Raw genomic sequence first — 13,745 nt, 5'->3', positions numbered from 1 at the left:
TGGTCAAATCAGGAGGACGATTTGTCGAATGCGTTGATGATCTCATCCATGGTGATGGTCATGGACTGGATGCCGCCGCCGGCGATGTAGAGGTTGGAGGCGGTCAGGAAAATCACCTGATCGTTCTGCCAGGCTCGGGTCCCGGTGACGAGTGCGTTGTCGAGCGTCTCCCGTGCGCTTTCGCCCTCGGCCCCAATGGCCGCTCCACGGTCAACCACGATCAGCCAGTCCGGATCGGCCTCCGCGATGAACTCAAACGAAATCGCCTCACCATGGGTCTGAACGTCCACGGCCTCCACCGCCTCGGGCAGGCCAAGCGCGGAGTGAATCCAGCCGAACCGGGAACCCGCGCCATAAGCGGAAACCTTCGGGCCATTGGTCAGCACGATGAGCGCGTTGCCGCGTCCCTCAACCGCGGCACGGGCCAGGTCGAGTTTTGCGTTAAACTCTTCCGTGATTTCAGCGGCTTTGTCCTCCCTGCCCATGAGTTTCCCATAGGCATTGAGGCGTTCCAGCGACTGCTCGATGTGATTGTCGCCCCAGACCGTCATGTCGACCACCGGCGCGATTTTCTCCAGCGCCTCGCCCTGTTCGGAGGAGCGTCCGCCAATGACGATCAGGTCGGGGTTCATGTTGACCAGAGCCTCAAAATCCGGCTCAAACAGCGTGCCGACCACTTCCGCGTCCTCTACAGCGCCGTCGAGATAGGGTACGTAATGCGGCGACGGCACGCCTGCGATGGGCACGTCGAGAGCGGCAAGCGTGTCGATGGCCGCCACGTCAAATACCGCAACGGTCTTGGGTGCTGCCGGCACGGAAACCTCGCCGGTCGCGGTGGAAACTGCGACGTCCTCGGCAGCTGCCGGGTTCCAAAAGCCAGCGGAAAGTGCGAGCATTCCGCCCGCGAGAGTGGAATGAATTTTCATGTGGTTGTCCCCCAACTGGATCGTGTGGCTCGCGGACCGCTGGCTTCACGGAAATTCCCTGGTAAATTAGTCTGTTGCCACAGGGAGGTCCAGCGCATAATCTGAGCAAAACAATCGGATATTGCCATGATCAGACTCACCGGACATTTTGAAACCCCCAACGCGGGCAAATATATCGGCCAGTTGTGCAAGCATTTCGGCCACAAGGTAGAGGTCGAATACGATGAGACCACCGGCCGCGCCGAGCTTCCCCTCGGGACGGCGCACATGGTCGCGCGCGATGGCGTGATGGAGGTCGTGATGGATGTCAGCGACGAATCAAGGCTCTCCATGGCGAAGGATGTGATCGACCGGCATCTTGTAACCTTCGCATTTCGCGAGGATTTCCAGAACATGAACTGGACCGAAACCGCGCTTCAGCCCTGAACGGGAGAGGGCACGGGTGTCAGCGCGGGCGGGCCACGGCGGCGCCCGAACTGCCTCTGCAAACTCCCTTCGCGTCAGGCATGCATCACCCGACACACGACCGCCGATTGTAACTCCTGTTACGTATTGGTGTTGCAAGACTTAATCCTGACAAATATAGTATGGTAATATCCCCGCGGCGGATTTGAGGCGCCGGAGGCGCCGGAGGCGCGGAAAAGCCGTGGATCAAGTGATTTTTTGCGGAGAGCGACACCGTGAGCAAAGCCAGCAAAGCAGTATTCGGGATGTTAGAGTCGGAAGGATCCTTGCGACGGTTTGGCCGTAAGAGCGGCATGATTCCCGCTTTGGTCTGTCTCGGTCTGCTGGTCGCAGCCTCACCCGGTTTCGCGCAGGACGCACCCGAGCCGATGACTTCGGTCGAGGCGCCGGCGTTCGAGGGCGGAGCCGACGCAACGGGCCAGGAAAAAGCCGAAAACCTGTTCTCCCCGGCGGAGACTGAAGCTTCTAAGCCGGATCTGCTGACGGCGTCTGAAGAGGTTGGTACCGAAACGGCCGTGGCGGAACCTGCCGCACCACAGAGCACCCCTGAAGCAGCCATCGACACCTGGCGATACGCCTGGGACACGGCGGCGACGTTCCTGCGTAATGGCGGGCCATCGATCTGGGCGATTGCGGCTCTTTCGGTGATTACGCTCGCGCTGATCCTGTGGAAAATCTGGCGGCTGGCCCTGATCGGGGCCTGGTCGACGGGCAAGGCGGGCAGCGCGCTCGAGGCGTTTGAGCATGGCCGCTACGACCAGGCCATTGCGACGGTACAGGGCCGCAGCGGGATCAGGTCGAAAGTCGTCTATGCTGCCCTCTCAGCCGTGCGTCAGCTTCCGGAGGACCGGGCCCGTGAGGAGACCGCACGTGTTGCCCGCAAGGGCATTGGCGAGGCCGGAACCGGTCTGCGCGCGCTGGAGCTCATCGCCACAATTGCGCCGCTTTTGGGGCTTTTGGGCACCGTTTTGGGCATGATTGCGGCGTTTCAGGCCCTGCAGCAGGCCGGTAGCCGTGCCGATCCCTCTCTGCTGGCAGGTGGTATCTGGGAGGCTCTGCTGACCACTGCGGCCGGTATGGCCGTGGCAATTCCGGCCTCCGCGGCGCTCACCTGGTTTGAGGCGGTCATCGACCGTATCCGGCGTGATGTTGAGGACGGCGCGGCCCGGATCTTTGTCGCCCGGGAGCCCATAGCGATGAAACTCGCCGCGGAATAGGCACATGCAGCTGTTGCCCCCAGCCAGACCGCGGCGGAAGCCGAGCCTGACACCAATGATTGATGTGGTGTTTCTGCTGCTGGTTTTTTTCATGCTCGCGTCGCGTTTTGGGGTGGATGAGGTCCTGCCGCTGCCGCTTGCGTCCGGGGGCGGGAGTTATACAGGGCCGCCGCGTTTGATTGATGTCACGCCGGGGCGTGTGCTGCTCAACGGTGCGGAGGTTGGCAGCATTGTTTCGGCGGTGACGCCGCTCATGGAGGCGCCCACTGACCCTTTGATCCTGCGCGGAAAGGATGGGGCGACGTTGCAGCACCTCGTTGATATTGCTGCGAAATTGCGGGCTGCGGGGTTTACCTCAATTGTACTGGTGGAATGATGATGGATTTTTCCGATCCGCCGCGTCGGGCAAGGGGCGAGTCCATTGTGCCGATGATCAACGTGGTGTTTTTGCTGCTGATTTTCTTTCTGATGACCTCGAACCTGTCGCAGCGGGAACCCTTTGAGGTGACGCCGCCCGAAACAGCCGATGCGCAGTCGGCGGGTGGCGAGGATGACGGTCAACAGGTTGTATTCATGGACGAAAACGGCCGGATTCACCATGACGGCCAGGAAGGTGACAGCGCCATCGACAGCCTCGCGGCTGCGGATCATTCCACGGTCAAAATACGCGCGGATGCGGATCTGGAGGCGTCGGTTTTGGCAGAAACCCTCCAGCGGATGGCGCAGGCGGGGCTGTCGAGCGTAGAACTGGTGGTGACGCCGGAATGAGAAAACCCGCTGAAATCACGGTATTTTTCGGTGTTGCGGTCGCGGTTCACGTGGTGCTGTTTGCACTGGTTCCGCGCGAGGGCGTTGAGGCCGGTGGCGTCGGTGGAGAGTATCTGATCAGCGTTCAGGCGGCGGATGCGAGCATCAGGGAACTGGTCGAGACCTGGGAGCGGCCGCCGGAGGTGGTGGAGGATCAAACGGAGTTGGATGCGCCGAATGAGGCGGCGCTGGATGTGAACCTGCCGGTGATCAAACCGTTGGTCGCGCCGCGGGCGGAGATCCAGCTGGCGATGGCCGCGCCGGAGCGGGATCGGCCGGAGAAGATGGAGACGGAAACGGTCGCGCCGCCGCCACCGTCGGAGCCTGAAAAACCGGAGGCCGAGGCGGAGTTGGAACCGGAGCCGGCACCGGCGGCGGCCAAAGCGGTAGTTGTTGAGAAGCCAAAGCGCCGTCCGGAGAACCTGGAACCCATTGAGGAAACTGCAAAAACCGCCGATGTGGACAGCGCGCGACAGGTGGAGCAGAAATCCGCAGGAGCGGGTGGATCCGTCGTGGCGGGCAACCGCGGAAATGCCAGTACGACGACCCTGTCACGGGGTGAGACCGTCAGGCTGACAACCGTCTGGGGGAGCCAAATCCGGGCCCGAATAGAGCGGCGAAAAAGGCGTCCGTCCGGGCGGCCGGAGAGAGTTTCAGTGGAAATTTTTGTTATTGTTCAGACATCTGGCCAGTTGGCGAATGTTGGAATTGAGCGCTCGTCGGGCATCGCGGAGTTCGACCATGCCGCGGTGCGCGCAGTGAAGCGGGCGGGCAGATTTGACAGGGCGCCGAAAGGTCTCGACAAGCCGCAATACCGTTTCACGCTACGCATGGATTTTGGCTGATTGCGGTGTCCGAAACCGCTCTGAAATGTGTCGAAACGGCTCTGAAACTGTCCGAACCTGCACCAAAAGTGGCACAGATTGTGAGTCAAATGGCACAGATTGCACGGGGTTTTGCCGAAAACGGCCGAAATTGAGAGGGGTTTTGGCCAAAACTGCCCTCGGATCAGGGCTCAAAAATCTCCTCAATCGGTAGGCTGAAGACCTGAGAAATCCGAAACGCGAGGGGCAGGCTCGGGTCATATCGGCCGCGCTCAATCGCGTTGACGGTTTGGCGTGAGACCTCCAGGGATTTGGCAAGTTCGGCCTGGGACCAGCCGCGATCCTGGCGGAGATCCTGAATTCGGTTTTTCATCGATACCTGATCCGGCCGACCAGTGTTCCGATCACCCAGAGAGCCGCCATCAGAGGCCAGACGGCGAACATCGAGAGTTTGGGGAAGCCGACATTTTCGAGAAAGCCGTAACTGAAGGTAATGAGTGCGGTGCCGGTGAAGGCGAGGGCCAGAGCTTCGAGCTGAAGTTTGCGCTGGAACTCGTCGAGGCGGGCGAGGTGGCGCAGGATGATCACGCACATGGCGAGGCCGGGCAGCATGGGCAGGAGGGAAAGGGCGATGCGGGTGGCCTGTGCGTCCACGCCGGTTGCGAGCATCCGGAGGGAAATGACGAGGGTGACGGCGTAGGCGAGGAAAGCGAGTCCCAGTTCGATGATGTAGCGTTTCATGGGTCACTCCGTATGTCAGGTCGGGGTGTGTAAAGGTTGTTTTACAATTGTGCCGGAAAGCGGATGTTGTCAAGGATGCTTTACATGGGCCGGTATTGACTGAAGTGTGCGCGGAAACGCCTGTTGCCCAAATTTTAAGCATGTGTGCAAATTTAGGCACAAGAATGTTGTGTGATGGATCTGGCGTTTACCGGCGGCGACCGCTCCCCACCGGGTCCGGTGAAACACATGCGTTTCGGAAAGTATCGTGAAAACAGGATTTTAACGGTTCAGGTGGGACGGGTTTAACGCCGTATTCCACCCGTTGACGGGACCTTGCCAGGCATCAGCCATGAGAGCCGGTTGATTGCGGTCACCTGAAAAATGTGCAACTGATTCAGCATGTATGCTTCGCACGGATTTCTCAGGTCTGATATCGGCGACGTCGATGTTGTGTACCACAATGGTTTGTTTCACCTTTTCCATCTGGTGCTGCCAAACCACGACTTCATAGCCCATGCCGTCAGTGAGGACGGAATGACGTGGCGCAGGGTCAAAAATGCCCTTTTTGTGGGCGATCCTGGCCAGTGGGACGATGACATGCTCTGGACCATGCATGTGACACCCGATCCGGAAAAACCGGGGTCGTGGCGCATGTTCTATACCGGGCTCTGCCGGGCGGAATATGGCCGGGTCCAGCGTGTGGGCCTGGCGCGGTCCGATGACCTTTACACCTGGGAGCGGTGTAATTCGGGGTCGTACCCGCTGGAGGTGCCAGGACCGTGGTACGAATCCACCGTGGATGAGGGGCGCAACTGGGTCAGTTTCCGCGATCCGTTTTTCTACCACGATCCGGTGACGGGGGAGCGGATGCTTCTGTCCTCGACGCGGGTCAAGGACGGGCCGATCATCCGGCGGGGCTGTGTCGGGGTCGCGCGGGAGACGTCGCCGAACAAATTCGAGTTTGGGCCGCCGCTTTATACGCCGGGGCTCTATGACGATGTGGAGGTGCCAAACCTCCTTCGGATGGACGGGCGCTGTTACCTCATTGGCTCGATCCGTGAGGATACCAAGATCCATTACTGGCAGGCGGACAAAATTGAGGGTCCGTGGATGAACTTCTCGGACAACGTGCTGCTGGCAAAGGGGAATTACGCGGCGCGGACCTGCAAGGTGGGTGACCGGGTGCTGCTGTTCAACTTCTTCCAGCGCAAGGAAATCATTTACGGGCGCGAGTTTACCGCGCGTCTGCTGCCACCGCCCAAGGAGCTGGTGACGGATGATGGCGGACGGTTGCGGCTCAAATCCTACCGTGGGTTTGATGACCTGACCTATAACCATTTTCAGGTGACCAATCCGGCCGAGTACAGCGCGATGATGGGCAACAATGCCAATGCCATGATCGACATGGATGCGGATGACGGTGTGCATCTGCGCTGTGACAGCGGGTTTGAGGCGTTTCTGATCCCCGGTGAGCATCAGGATTTCCGGCTGCGCACCAAGATGCAGCTTGAGGGTCGCGGGAAATGTGGCCTGGTGCTGCGGGTCTCGGATGAGGGGGACGGCTACTACCTGTCGCTCGATCTGGTGAAGGGCTTTGCGCAGCTCAGGCGCTGGGGCGCGAATTCGCGGCCGGAATTTGAACATGCGTTTGAGTATGAGACGCTGCAGACCGGAAATTTCCTGGCCAATCCGGACCGGAATGAGATCTCGCTCGAGATTGTCACGCACGGGACCTATATCGAGTTTTCGCTCAATGGACAGATCACCCTGTCGGTGGTGGATGACGGATATTCCGAGGGCCGGGTCGGGTTCTATACGGAATCCGCGAAACTGAAGCTTTGGGACACGTCGATGGAATGGCTGCGCCGGGCGGCCAGTGAGGTTGAATCGGTTTATACCGCGACCCGCGAGACGGATATGCCCATGCATGTTGATGGAGCTGCCGCATCGTGACCGGACCTGTGGAAGGTGGACGTGAGTGGCTTTTCATCAGCGATATTGACGACACGCTGACCGGGGATGACGCGGCGCTAAAACGCCTGTCGGAGGTGTTGGCGCGGAACCGGGACAGGCTTTGGTTAGTTGTCAATTCGAGCCGCCCTTCGGGCAGCGTGGCGGAGACGCTCATTAACGTGTTTCCAGCCGGGCTGACCCCCGATGCGGTGGTAACCGCGATGGGAACGGAGATTGGCGTGGGTGGTGAGAACCTGACCGTCTGGCAGGACCGGTTTGACGGCTGGCCCCAGGGGCGGATCTTTGAGATTTTGCAGGATCTCGGCCACACGCCGCATGATGAGGTTTACCAGACATCCTGGAAGGTGAGTTTTGCGGTCCCGGTGGAGGCACAGGCGGAGGCGGTGGCGGCCCTGGAGGGCGAAAACCTCAACTGTCAGATCATTGCCTCCGGCACGAGTGATTTTGATGTTCTGCCCGTGAACGCGGGCAAGGGCGAGGCGACACGGTTTCTGGCGGCGCATCTTGGTGTCGCAGCGGATCATGTCGTCGCATCCGGGGACAGTGGTAACGATGTGGAACTGTTGAAGGCTGCGGAACACCGGATTGCGGTGGGCAATGCGCGGCAGGAACTGCTCGACGCGCTGCCACCAGTGCCGTTCTACCATGCGCGGGCGAAACATGCGGCAGGCGTGCTGGAGGGGCTGATGCATTTCGGCGTCGTTCCGGCAGGCGGGGACCAGAACGGTCCGGTAAACGGATAGGGGAAAGATGGCACAGCAACATTCCGGCAACCTGATGATGATTTCGCTGCACGGCTACGTGGCGGGAACGCCCGAGCTGGGCAAGCCCGACACCGGCGGGCAGGTGGTTTTTGTCATGGAACTGGCCAAGCGGTTCGCGCGGCTCGGGTACCGGGTTGATGTGCTGACGCGCCAGTTCGAGGACCAGCCGGCGGAAGACCGGATCAATGACAATTTACGCGTCTGGCGCATTCCGTTTGGGGGGCCTGATTTCATCCGCAAGGAGGACATGCACGACTGGTACGGGGATTTCGTGACCAATGTGCTGTCGGCGGTGCGGCGGAACAATCTGCAGTATGACGTGGTGAACTCGCATTACTGGGATGCCGGTGTGTCGGGCCAGAAGATTGCCGAGGAGTTGCAGATCCCGCATATCCACACGCCCCATTCGCTGGGCTGGTGGAAGGCCAAGGACATGGAGAGCCTGGGCGAGGGCAAGAAGGCGAATTACCGGTTCGATGAGCGGATCGAGAAGGAATTCGTGCTGTACCGGTCGTGCGACCACATGATCGCCACGAGTGAGCAGCAGGTGGAGCTGATCGAGGATCACTACGATCTGCCGAGCAAGCATATCACCATGATCCCGCCGGGCATTGACGAACAGCGGTTCACCGCCACGACGCCGACCGTGCTGGAAGGGATCCGCAAGCGGCTGAACATGACGAAGCATGACGTGTATGTCGTGGGCCGGGCGGCGACCAACAAGGGTTATGACCTGGCCATTCAGGCGTTGCCGCATCTTCTGGAGCTGCAGCCGGAGGCGCGGCTGGTTCTGGCGGCGGGGGCCAATTCCGACGATGACAAGGCGCTGGTCAAGACCTGGAAGCAGCAGGCGCAGGACCTGGGTGTCGGGGATAAAATCGACTGGCGCGGTTATGTATCGGATGATGAGCTGGCGGATTACTATCGCGCGCCTGGGGTGTTTGCGTTGCCGTCCAGGTATGAGCCGTTTGGCATGACGGCCGTGGAGGCGATGTCCTGTGGCACGCCCACGGTATTGACCACGCGCGGCGGGCTCTTCGAGCAGGTGGAGTTCGGGCGTCATGCGCTGGTGGCCGATCCGACGCGGCCGAAGGAGTTTGCGGCGATGCTGAACATGCCGATGCAGCATGAGTGGGTGCGCGAGCGTCTGATGGTGGAGGGCGCGCGGTTTGCGCGGCGGACCTTCGGCTGGACGGGGATCGCGCGGCGCACGATTGAGATTTTTGAGCGGTATATCGGGCGGTATGACGATCCGTGACGGTGTGCCGCGGTAGCGGCGGGAGTTTTCGTGATGGCGGGTGATCTGGAACAGGTGCTGGCGGCGGTGGATGAGGCCAATGCCGCCGACCCGACGCTTGAGGACGATGGCGAGGGCAGCGAGATGCCCGCGGCTCTGCTCTATGGGCGGCGGATGAGTTCCGAGCTGGCGCGACTGTTCGGGGATGACGTGTCGGACGTTCTTAAGATCGCCTCACGGGGACAGCATATTGAGCGGTGGAAGATCGCGCGCACGTCCTATCCGGAGGGCCGCGCGGGATACCTGAAATGGCGTCGGGATCAGGGGCGCATTCACGGCGAGAAGCTGGGCGCGCTGATGGCCGATGCGGGCTATTCGGAAGAGGAGTGCGAGCGGGTTGGGGTTCTGCTCCGCAAGGAGGGGATCAAGCGGGACGATGAGGTGCAGATGCTCGAGGACACGATCTGCATGGTGTTCCTGAAATGGTATTTCCCCGCTTTTGCCGCCAAGCACGAGATGGAGAAGGTGCTCGACATCGTGGGCAAGACGGCGCGGAAGATGTCACAGGACATGCGCGACCGGGTGCTCCGCGAGTTTGACCTGCCGGCGCCGCTTGCGGAGCGTGTGACGGCGGCTTGATTTATTCCTTACGGGGCACGCCGCGCGATCCCGTCGGCTGGAGGGCTGTGCCCGGAGGCCGTGAAGGGTGTAGCTGGCCACGGAGGATTGGATCAAGGCGCGGCTGTCCTGGCGGTCGCGTGTGCGCGACTGCCCCGGACAGGACAGTCGCGGCTTGATTTGCCGCGGGTCAAATCAAGCGGGATCGTAACGATTGAATTTCGGACTCAACTTTGGGCTTGGGCATCCCGGACCGCATCTGCGGGGTGCCGGGGGCACACCGCGCGGTTCGGTCGGCTGGAGGGCTGTGCCCGTAGGCCGAGGGGAGTTGAGCCAGGACCGAACGCCTGGATCGGGGTGCGGTTGTCCTGGCAGGAGCGTTTGCGCGACTGCCCCCGGTAGGACAGCCGCGGCCCGATTTGCCGCGGGTCAAATCGGACGGGGTGGAGTCGGCTCGTCCAAAGCCCGTAAGTCGGGAGATCTGATCTTGAAGGGGGTGTCCCGCTCTGGCCCCTAATCCCCTACCTCGGCCCGGATGGCGCGGCGTTGGGAGACCTGGAGGCGCCAGGCGCGGAGGCTGTCGAGGAGGACGGCGACGAAGATCACCAGGCCGAGCGCGATGGGTTGCAGGTAGAGGTTGATGCCGGAGAAGATCAGACCGGTTTTGACGGTCTGGATCAGGGTCGCGCCCACGGCGGTGCCCCAGGCGGTGCCGACGCCGCCAAAGAGGCTGGCCCCGCCAAGGACGGCGGCGGCGATGACGTCGAACTCGCGGCCCTCGCCGAAGGCCACGTCGAGGCGGCCGATCTGGGAAATCAGGACAAATCCCGCGATGGAAGCGGTGGTGGCGGAGATGAGGAACACGCCGGTCTCGATGGTGCCGGTGCGGATGCCGGCTTTCTCCGCGGCTTCGGGGTCGGCTCCGATGGCGTAGACCTGTTTCCCGAACGTGGTGCGGGTGAGCGTCAGATGGGCGATCACCAGAGCCAGTGCGAAGAGCAGGATCGGGACGGGGATGCCCGCGACGGAGGAGAGGCCGAAATCGAGCATTTCGCGGTCGAAATCGAACTGGCGTGAACTGGTCATCCAGGTGCCCGCGCCGCGAAAGAAGAACAGCGTGGCGAGGGTGACGATGAAGGGCGCGATGCCGAGCCGGACGATGAAGAAGGCGTTGATGGCCCCCATGGCGAGGCCCGCTAGGATGGCGACGGCAAAACCGCCCGCGACACCGACGCCGTAGTCGCGCATGGCGAACCCGGCGATGAGCGGCCCGAGATACATCACGGAGCCGACCGAGAGGTCGATGCCACGTGTGAGCAGGACGAAGGTGATACCGATGGCGGCGATGCCGATGAAGGAGGACTGTTTGACGATGTTGAACAGGTTTTCCGGCGAGAGAAAGCCCGGCGCCACGAGGCCGAACAGCACGAGGACGGCGGTGAAGATCAGAATGGTGGCGTTGCGGAGCGCGAGGCGGGAGGGATCGGTGTTCACGCGGCGACCTCCCGGAAGGCGGCGGCAAGGATGGCTTTCTGGCTCCAGGGTTTCTCCGCGAAGGTGTCGATGATTTCGCCCTGGTTCATGACCATGATGCGGTCACACATGCCCATAAGCTCCTCCAGTTCCGATGAGATGATCAGCACTGCGCCGCCTTCGGCGGCGAGGCGGTCGGCCAGGGTGTAGATCTCGTATTTCGCGCCCACATCGACGCCCCGGGTGGGTTCGTCGAGGATGAAGAGGCGCGGGCCTTCCATGAGCCATTTGCCGATGACGACCTTTTGCTGGTTGCCGCCGGAGAGGGCCTTGGCGGGCTGGATGCTGATGTCGCCGGCCTTGAGCGTAACCTGGTCGGAAATGTCGGCGGTGGCCTGGGCGATGCCGGGGCGGTCCACGAGATTGAGGGGCTTGCGGCCGAAACGGCTGATCGAGACCAGAGAGAGGTTGTCGGAGATGGGAGCGTCCATCAGCAGACCCTCCTCGCGGCGGTTTTCGGTGACGAAGGCGAGGCCCGCGCGGATGCGGGCCTGGGGGCCGCCGGAGAGGGGTTTGCCGCCGAGTTTGATCCCGCCCGATGCGACGGGGTCGAGGCCAAAGAGTACGCGGGCAAGTTCACTGCGGCCGGAGCCCATGAGGCCGAAAAGGCCGAGGATTTCGCCGGAGCGGATCTGGAAGGAGACGTCTTTCATCACGCCGGGTTGGGTGAGGTTTACGGCTTCGGCCACGATTTCCGCGCCGGGTTGGGCGGTGCGGTCGGGGAACAGGGCGGAAAGCTCGCGACCGATCATGGCCTGGATCATCTCGGGGATGCCGAAATCGGAGGTGGGGCCTTCGGCCACAAGCTGGCCGTCGCGCATGACGGCGATGTGGTCGCAGAGGTGTTCCACATCGCCCAGGACATGGCTGATGAAGATGACGGTTTTGCCGTTCGAGCGCAGGCGGTCGATGACCTCGAACAGGCGTTCGATCTCGCGCGGGGTGAGCGAGGTGGTGGGCTCGTCGAAGATGATGAGTTCAGCCTCGCGGTGGAGGGCCTTGGCGATTTCCACCAGCTGGCGTTCGCCGGGGGAGAGTTCGCCCAGAAGCGTGTCGGGGGCGAGGTCGAGGTCCAGGAGTTTGAGCAGTTCGCGGGTGCGGGTGTCTATTGCTTTGCGGTCAATCAGGCCCATCCGTTTCGGGAAGCCGTCGATGAAGAGGTTTTCCGAGATGGTGAGGTTGTAGAAGAGGTTCAGTTCCTGGTGGATGAAGGCGATGCCGGTTTCCGTGGCCGCGGCGGTGTCGCGGGGGGTGTAGGGTTTGTCACGCCAGAACATGGAACCGGAAGTGGGCTGGTGGATGCCACCGATCATGTTCATCAGGGTGGATTTGCCCGCGCCGTTTTCACCGATCAGGCCGGTGACGGCGCCTTCGGGTATGTTGAGGGTGACGCCCTGGACGGCATGGACGCCGAAGAAGGCCTTGGAGAGGTCCTGGAGGGTGAGAAGGTGGCTCATCGTGATCTCTCCCGGATCAGGCGTTCGCGCAGGACATTGAGCATGGCGGCCCCGAGGATGACCGCGCCCTTGACCATGTCGATATGGAAGGAGGAGAGGTTCATCAGGTTCAGCGTGTTGGACAGAAGCACGAAGAACAGCACGCCGAACACCGTCCAGAGGATGCGGCCGCGTCCGCCGAAGAGGCTGGTGCCGCCGATGACCACGGCGCCGATCACGTCGAGCAGGAACGCGCCCTCGCCGAGGGTCGGGCGGCCGCCCTCCAGCCTTGCGGAGTAGAGGATGGAGCCCGCGGCGGCGCAGAGGGCGGAGATGACGAAGACGGCGACAATGACGCGGCGCACGGGCACGCCGGAGATTTCAGCCGCGCGGCGGTTTGCACCGATGGCGTAGACGTAGCGGCCGAACACCGTGCGGCTCAGCAGGATGCTGGCGGCGATGGCGATGCCCACGGCGATGAGCATGGGGTATGTGACGAAGGAGTAGATCTGGCGGCGGGGGATGCGGGGCTCGTCCTGTTCGCCGAGATAGACCGAGACGATGTCGCCCTTGCCGAGCTGGATGAAGCTTTCGGGCAGGGGGCGGATGTTCTCGGACTGGGTGAGCCAGATGGCGAGTGCGCCGAAGACGATCAAACCGACCAGAGTGACCATGAAGGGCGGCATGTTGAGGACGGCGACGGAGATGCCGTTGATGGCGCCGATGATGGCGGCGGTGGCGAGCATGGCGCCGATGCCTATCCAGATGGCGCCGGGGTGGCCTGCGAGGAGGCCGCCGTCCTCGGAAATGATGATGCCCCAGATGGGCGCGTTGGCGAGGACGGAGCCGGAGGCGGATGTGGCCAGGAGTGCGCCGGCAATGACGCTTGTGAGACCAATGACGCTGCCTTGGCTGAGGTCAATGCCGCCGACGGTCAGGACGAATGTCTGGCCGGTGGCGACCACGAGAAGCGGCCACATGTTGGAGAGGATGTTTGAGATGTTTGCCGGGTTTGAGAGCGTGGGCAGGAACGGGATCAGAACGATGAAATAGGCGAGGGACAGGTAGAGGACGAAATAGTCGGAGAGCAGCAGGTCCTGCGCCGTCCGGCTGAGGCTTGAGGCCAGGCCAGGGCGAGCGGCCCCGGTTCCTGGCAGATTGCCCGCAACAGGCGTGTCGGTCATGTCGTGTTCTCCCAGGCGCGTGCTGCAGGACTTTCTA

General features: G+C 62.1%; 15 protein-coding genes. 9 read left to right on the top strand and 6 right to left on the bottom strand.

Annotated features, from left to right (window positions below):
- Positions 1-8: 8 nt before the first annotated feature.
- Positions 9-926 carry a siderophore ABC transporter substrate-binding protein gene (locus ACP15P_RS00535; RefSeq protein ID WP_424926536.1) on the bottom strand — a complete coding sequence of 306 codons (918 nt, stop codon included), beginning with the start codon at positions 924-926 and terminating at the stop codon, positions 9-11.
- A 126-nt stretch (positions 927-1,052) separates the two neighbouring features.
- On the opposite strand from ACP15P_RS00535, the gene ACP15P_RS00530 reads away from it, so the two are divergent.
- The 5 genes from ACP15P_RS00530 (at position 1,053) to ACP15P_RS00510 (ending at position 4,260) form a co-directional block, all read left to right on the top strand.
- A complete protein-coding gene (locus ACP15P_RS00530; protein ID WP_424926535.1) occupies positions 1,053-1,352 on the top strand; it encodes a DUF2218 domain-containing protein in 300 nt (99 codons plus the stop codon).
- Between the two features lie 332 nt (positions 1,353-1,684).
- Positions 1,685-2,608, top strand: a complete 924-nt coding sequence (locus ACP15P_RS00525; RefSeq protein WP_424927280.1) for a MotA/TolQ/ExbB proton channel family protein — start codon at positions 1,685-1,687, stop codon at positions 2,606-2,608.
- Positions 2,609-2,612: 4 nt separating this feature from the next.
- Positions 2,613-2,984 carry an ExbD/TolR family protein gene (locus ACP15P_RS00520; RefSeq protein WP_424926534.1) on the top strand — a complete coding sequence of 124 codons (372 nt, stop codon included), beginning with the start codon at positions 2,613-2,615 and terminating at the stop codon, positions 2,982-2,984.
- The gene (locus ACP15P_RS00515; protein WP_424926533.1) at positions 2,984-3,376 is read left to right on the top strand and encodes an ExbD/TolR family protein; all 393 of its coding nucleotides are present in this window, start codon (positions 2,984-2,986) and stop codon (positions 3,374-3,376) included. The genes ACP15P_RS00520 and ACP15P_RS00515 overlap by 1 nt, the downstream gene beginning before the upstream one ends.
- Positions 3,373-4,260, top strand: a complete 888-nt coding sequence (locus ACP15P_RS00510; protein ID WP_424926532.1) for an energy transducer TonB family protein — start codon at positions 3,373-3,375, stop codon at positions 4,258-4,260. The genes ACP15P_RS00515 and ACP15P_RS00510 overlap by 4 nt, the downstream gene beginning before the upstream one ends.
- 163 nt (positions 4,261-4,423) lie before the next feature.
- Here the strand turns inward: ACP15P_RS00510 and ACP15P_RS00505 are convergent, their stop codons facing one another.
- Both ACP15P_RS00505 and ACP15P_RS00500 read right to left on the bottom strand, forming a co-directional pair.
- Positions 4,424-4,612, bottom strand: a complete 189-nt coding sequence (locus ACP15P_RS00505; protein WP_424926531.1) for a helix-turn-helix transcriptional regulator — start codon at positions 4,610-4,612, stop codon at positions 4,424-4,426.
- Positions 4,609-4,980, bottom strand: a complete 372-nt coding sequence (locus tag ACP15P_RS00500) for a hypothetical protein (protein ID WP_424926530.1) — start codon at positions 4,978-4,980, stop codon at positions 4,609-4,611. The genes ACP15P_RS00505 and ACP15P_RS00500 overlap by 4 nt, the downstream gene beginning before the upstream one ends.
- 381 nt (positions 4,981-5,361) lie before the next feature.
- Here ACP15P_RS00500 and ACP15P_RS00495 point away from each other — a divergent pair, with 381 nt between their 5' ends.
- The 4 genes from ACP15P_RS00495 to ACP15P_RS00480 are packed head-to-tail and all read left to right on the top strand — an operon-like array spanning position 5,362 to position 9,576.
- Positions 5,362-6,915: a glycoside hydrolase family protein gene (locus tag ACP15P_RS00495; RefSeq protein ID WP_424926529.1), complete on the top strand. Its 1,554-nt coding sequence runs from the start codon at positions 5,362-5,364 to the stop codon at positions 6,913-6,915.
- Positions 6,912-7,679 (top strand): HAD-IIB family hydrolase, encoded by a 768-nt coding sequence (locus ACP15P_RS00490; protein ID WP_424926528.1) that lies wholly within the window; start codon positions 6,912-6,914, stop codon positions 7,677-7,679. Before ACP15P_RS00495 ends, ACP15P_RS00490 begins: the two co-directional genes overlap by 4 nt.
- A 7-nt stretch (positions 7,680-7,686) precedes the next feature.
- Positions 7,687-8,958: a glycosyltransferase gene (locus ACP15P_RS00485; RefSeq protein WP_424926527.1), complete on the top strand. Its 1,272-nt coding sequence runs from the start codon at positions 7,687-7,689 to the stop codon at positions 8,956-8,958.
- Between the two features lie 33 nt (positions 8,959-8,991).
- Positions 8,992-9,576, top strand: coding sequence for a DUF4202 domain-containing protein (locus tag ACP15P_RS00480; protein WP_424926526.1), 585 nt, complete (start codon positions 8,992-8,994; stop codon positions 9,574-9,576).
- A gap of 492 nt (positions 9,577-10,068) precedes the next feature.
- On the opposite strand, the gene ACP15P_RS00475 is transcribed toward ACP15P_RS00480, so the two are convergent.
- Genes ACP15P_RS00475 through ACP15P_RS00465 form a run of 3 tightly spaced genes read right to left on the bottom strand, consistent with a single transcriptional unit; the run spans position 10,069 to position 13,708 of the window.
- A complete protein-coding gene (locus ACP15P_RS00475; RefSeq protein ID WP_424926525.1) occupies positions 10,069-11,049 on the bottom strand; it encodes an ABC transporter permease in 981 nt (326 codons plus the stop codon).
- Complete coding sequence (locus ACP15P_RS00470) at positions 11,046-12,545, bottom strand: sugar ABC transporter ATP-binding protein (protein ID WP_424926524.1); 1,500 nt, start codon at positions 12,543-12,545, stop codon at positions 11,046-11,048. The genes ACP15P_RS00475 and ACP15P_RS00470 overlap by 4 nt, the downstream gene beginning before the upstream one ends.
- Entirely contained in the window at positions 12,542-13,708 is a 1,167-nt protein-coding gene (locus tag ACP15P_RS00465) for an ABC transporter permease (protein WP_424926523.1), read from the bottom strand. The genes ACP15P_RS00470 and ACP15P_RS00465 overlap by 4 nt, the downstream gene beginning before the upstream one ends.
- Positions 13,709-13,745 lie beyond the last annotated feature (37 nt).

The organism is Amaricoccus tamworthensis (assembly GCF_049800875.1).
GTDB classification, from domain to species: Bacteria; Pseudomonadota; Alphaproteobacteria; order Rhodobacterales; family Rhodobacteraceae; genus Amaricoccus; species Amaricoccus tamworthensis.
The sequence above is the reverse complement of the archived record's forward strand: the minus strand, read 5'-3'. Positions and strand labels throughout refer to the sequence as shown.

Bases quoted from the DNA above. Each gene is read 5' to 3' on its own strand.
- ACP15P_RS00535 (WP_424926536.1), bottom strand. From the start codon at position 926: ATGAAAATTCATTCCACTCTCGCGGGCGGAATGCTCGCACTTTCCGCT.
- ACP15P_RS00530 (WP_424926535.1), top strand. From the start codon at position 1,053: ATGATCAGACTCACCGGACATTTTGAAACCCCCAACGCGGGCAAATAT.
- ACP15P_RS00525 (WP_424927280.1), top strand. From the start codon at position 1,685: ATGATTCCCGCTTTGGTCTGTCTCGGTCTGCTGGTCGCAGCCTCACCC.
- ACP15P_RS00520 (WP_424926534.1), top strand. From the start codon at position 2,613: ATGCAGCTGTTGCCCCCAGCCAGACCGCGGCGGAAGCCGAGCCTGACA.
- ACP15P_RS00515 (WP_424926533.1), top strand. From the start codon at position 2,984: ATGATGGATTTTTCCGATCCGCCGCGTCGGGCAAGGGGCGAGTCCATT.
- ACP15P_RS00510 (WP_424926532.1), top strand. From the start codon at position 3,373: ATGAGAAAACCCGCTGAAATCACGGTATTTTTCGGTGTTGCGGTCGCG.
- ACP15P_RS00505 (WP_424926531.1), bottom strand. From the start codon at position 4,612: ATGAAAAACCGAATTCAGGATCTCCGCCAGGATCGCGGCTGGTCCCAG.
- ACP15P_RS00500 (WP_424926530.1), bottom strand. From the start codon at position 4,980: ATGAAACGCTACATCATCGAACTGGGACTCGCTTTCCTCGCCTACGCC.
- ACP15P_RS00495 (WP_424926529.1), top strand. From the start codon at position 5,362: ATGTATGCTTCGCACGGATTTCTCAGGTCTGATATCGGCGACGTCGAT.
- ACP15P_RS00485 (WP_424926527.1), top strand. From the start codon at position 7,687: ATGGCACAGCAACATTCCGGCAACCTGATGATGATTTCGCTGCACGGC.
- ACP15P_RS00480 (WP_424926526.1), top strand. From the start codon at position 8,992: ATGGCGGGTGATCTGGAACAGGTGCTGGCGGCGGTGGATGAGGCCAAT.
- ACP15P_RS00470 (WP_424926524.1), bottom strand. From the start codon at position 12,545: ATGAGCCACCTTCTCACCCTCCAGGACCTCTCCAAGGCCTTCTTCGGC.
- ACP15P_RS00465 (WP_424926523.1), bottom strand. From the start codon at position 13,708: ATGACCGACACGCCTGTTGCGGGCAATCTGCCAGGAACCGGGGCCGCT.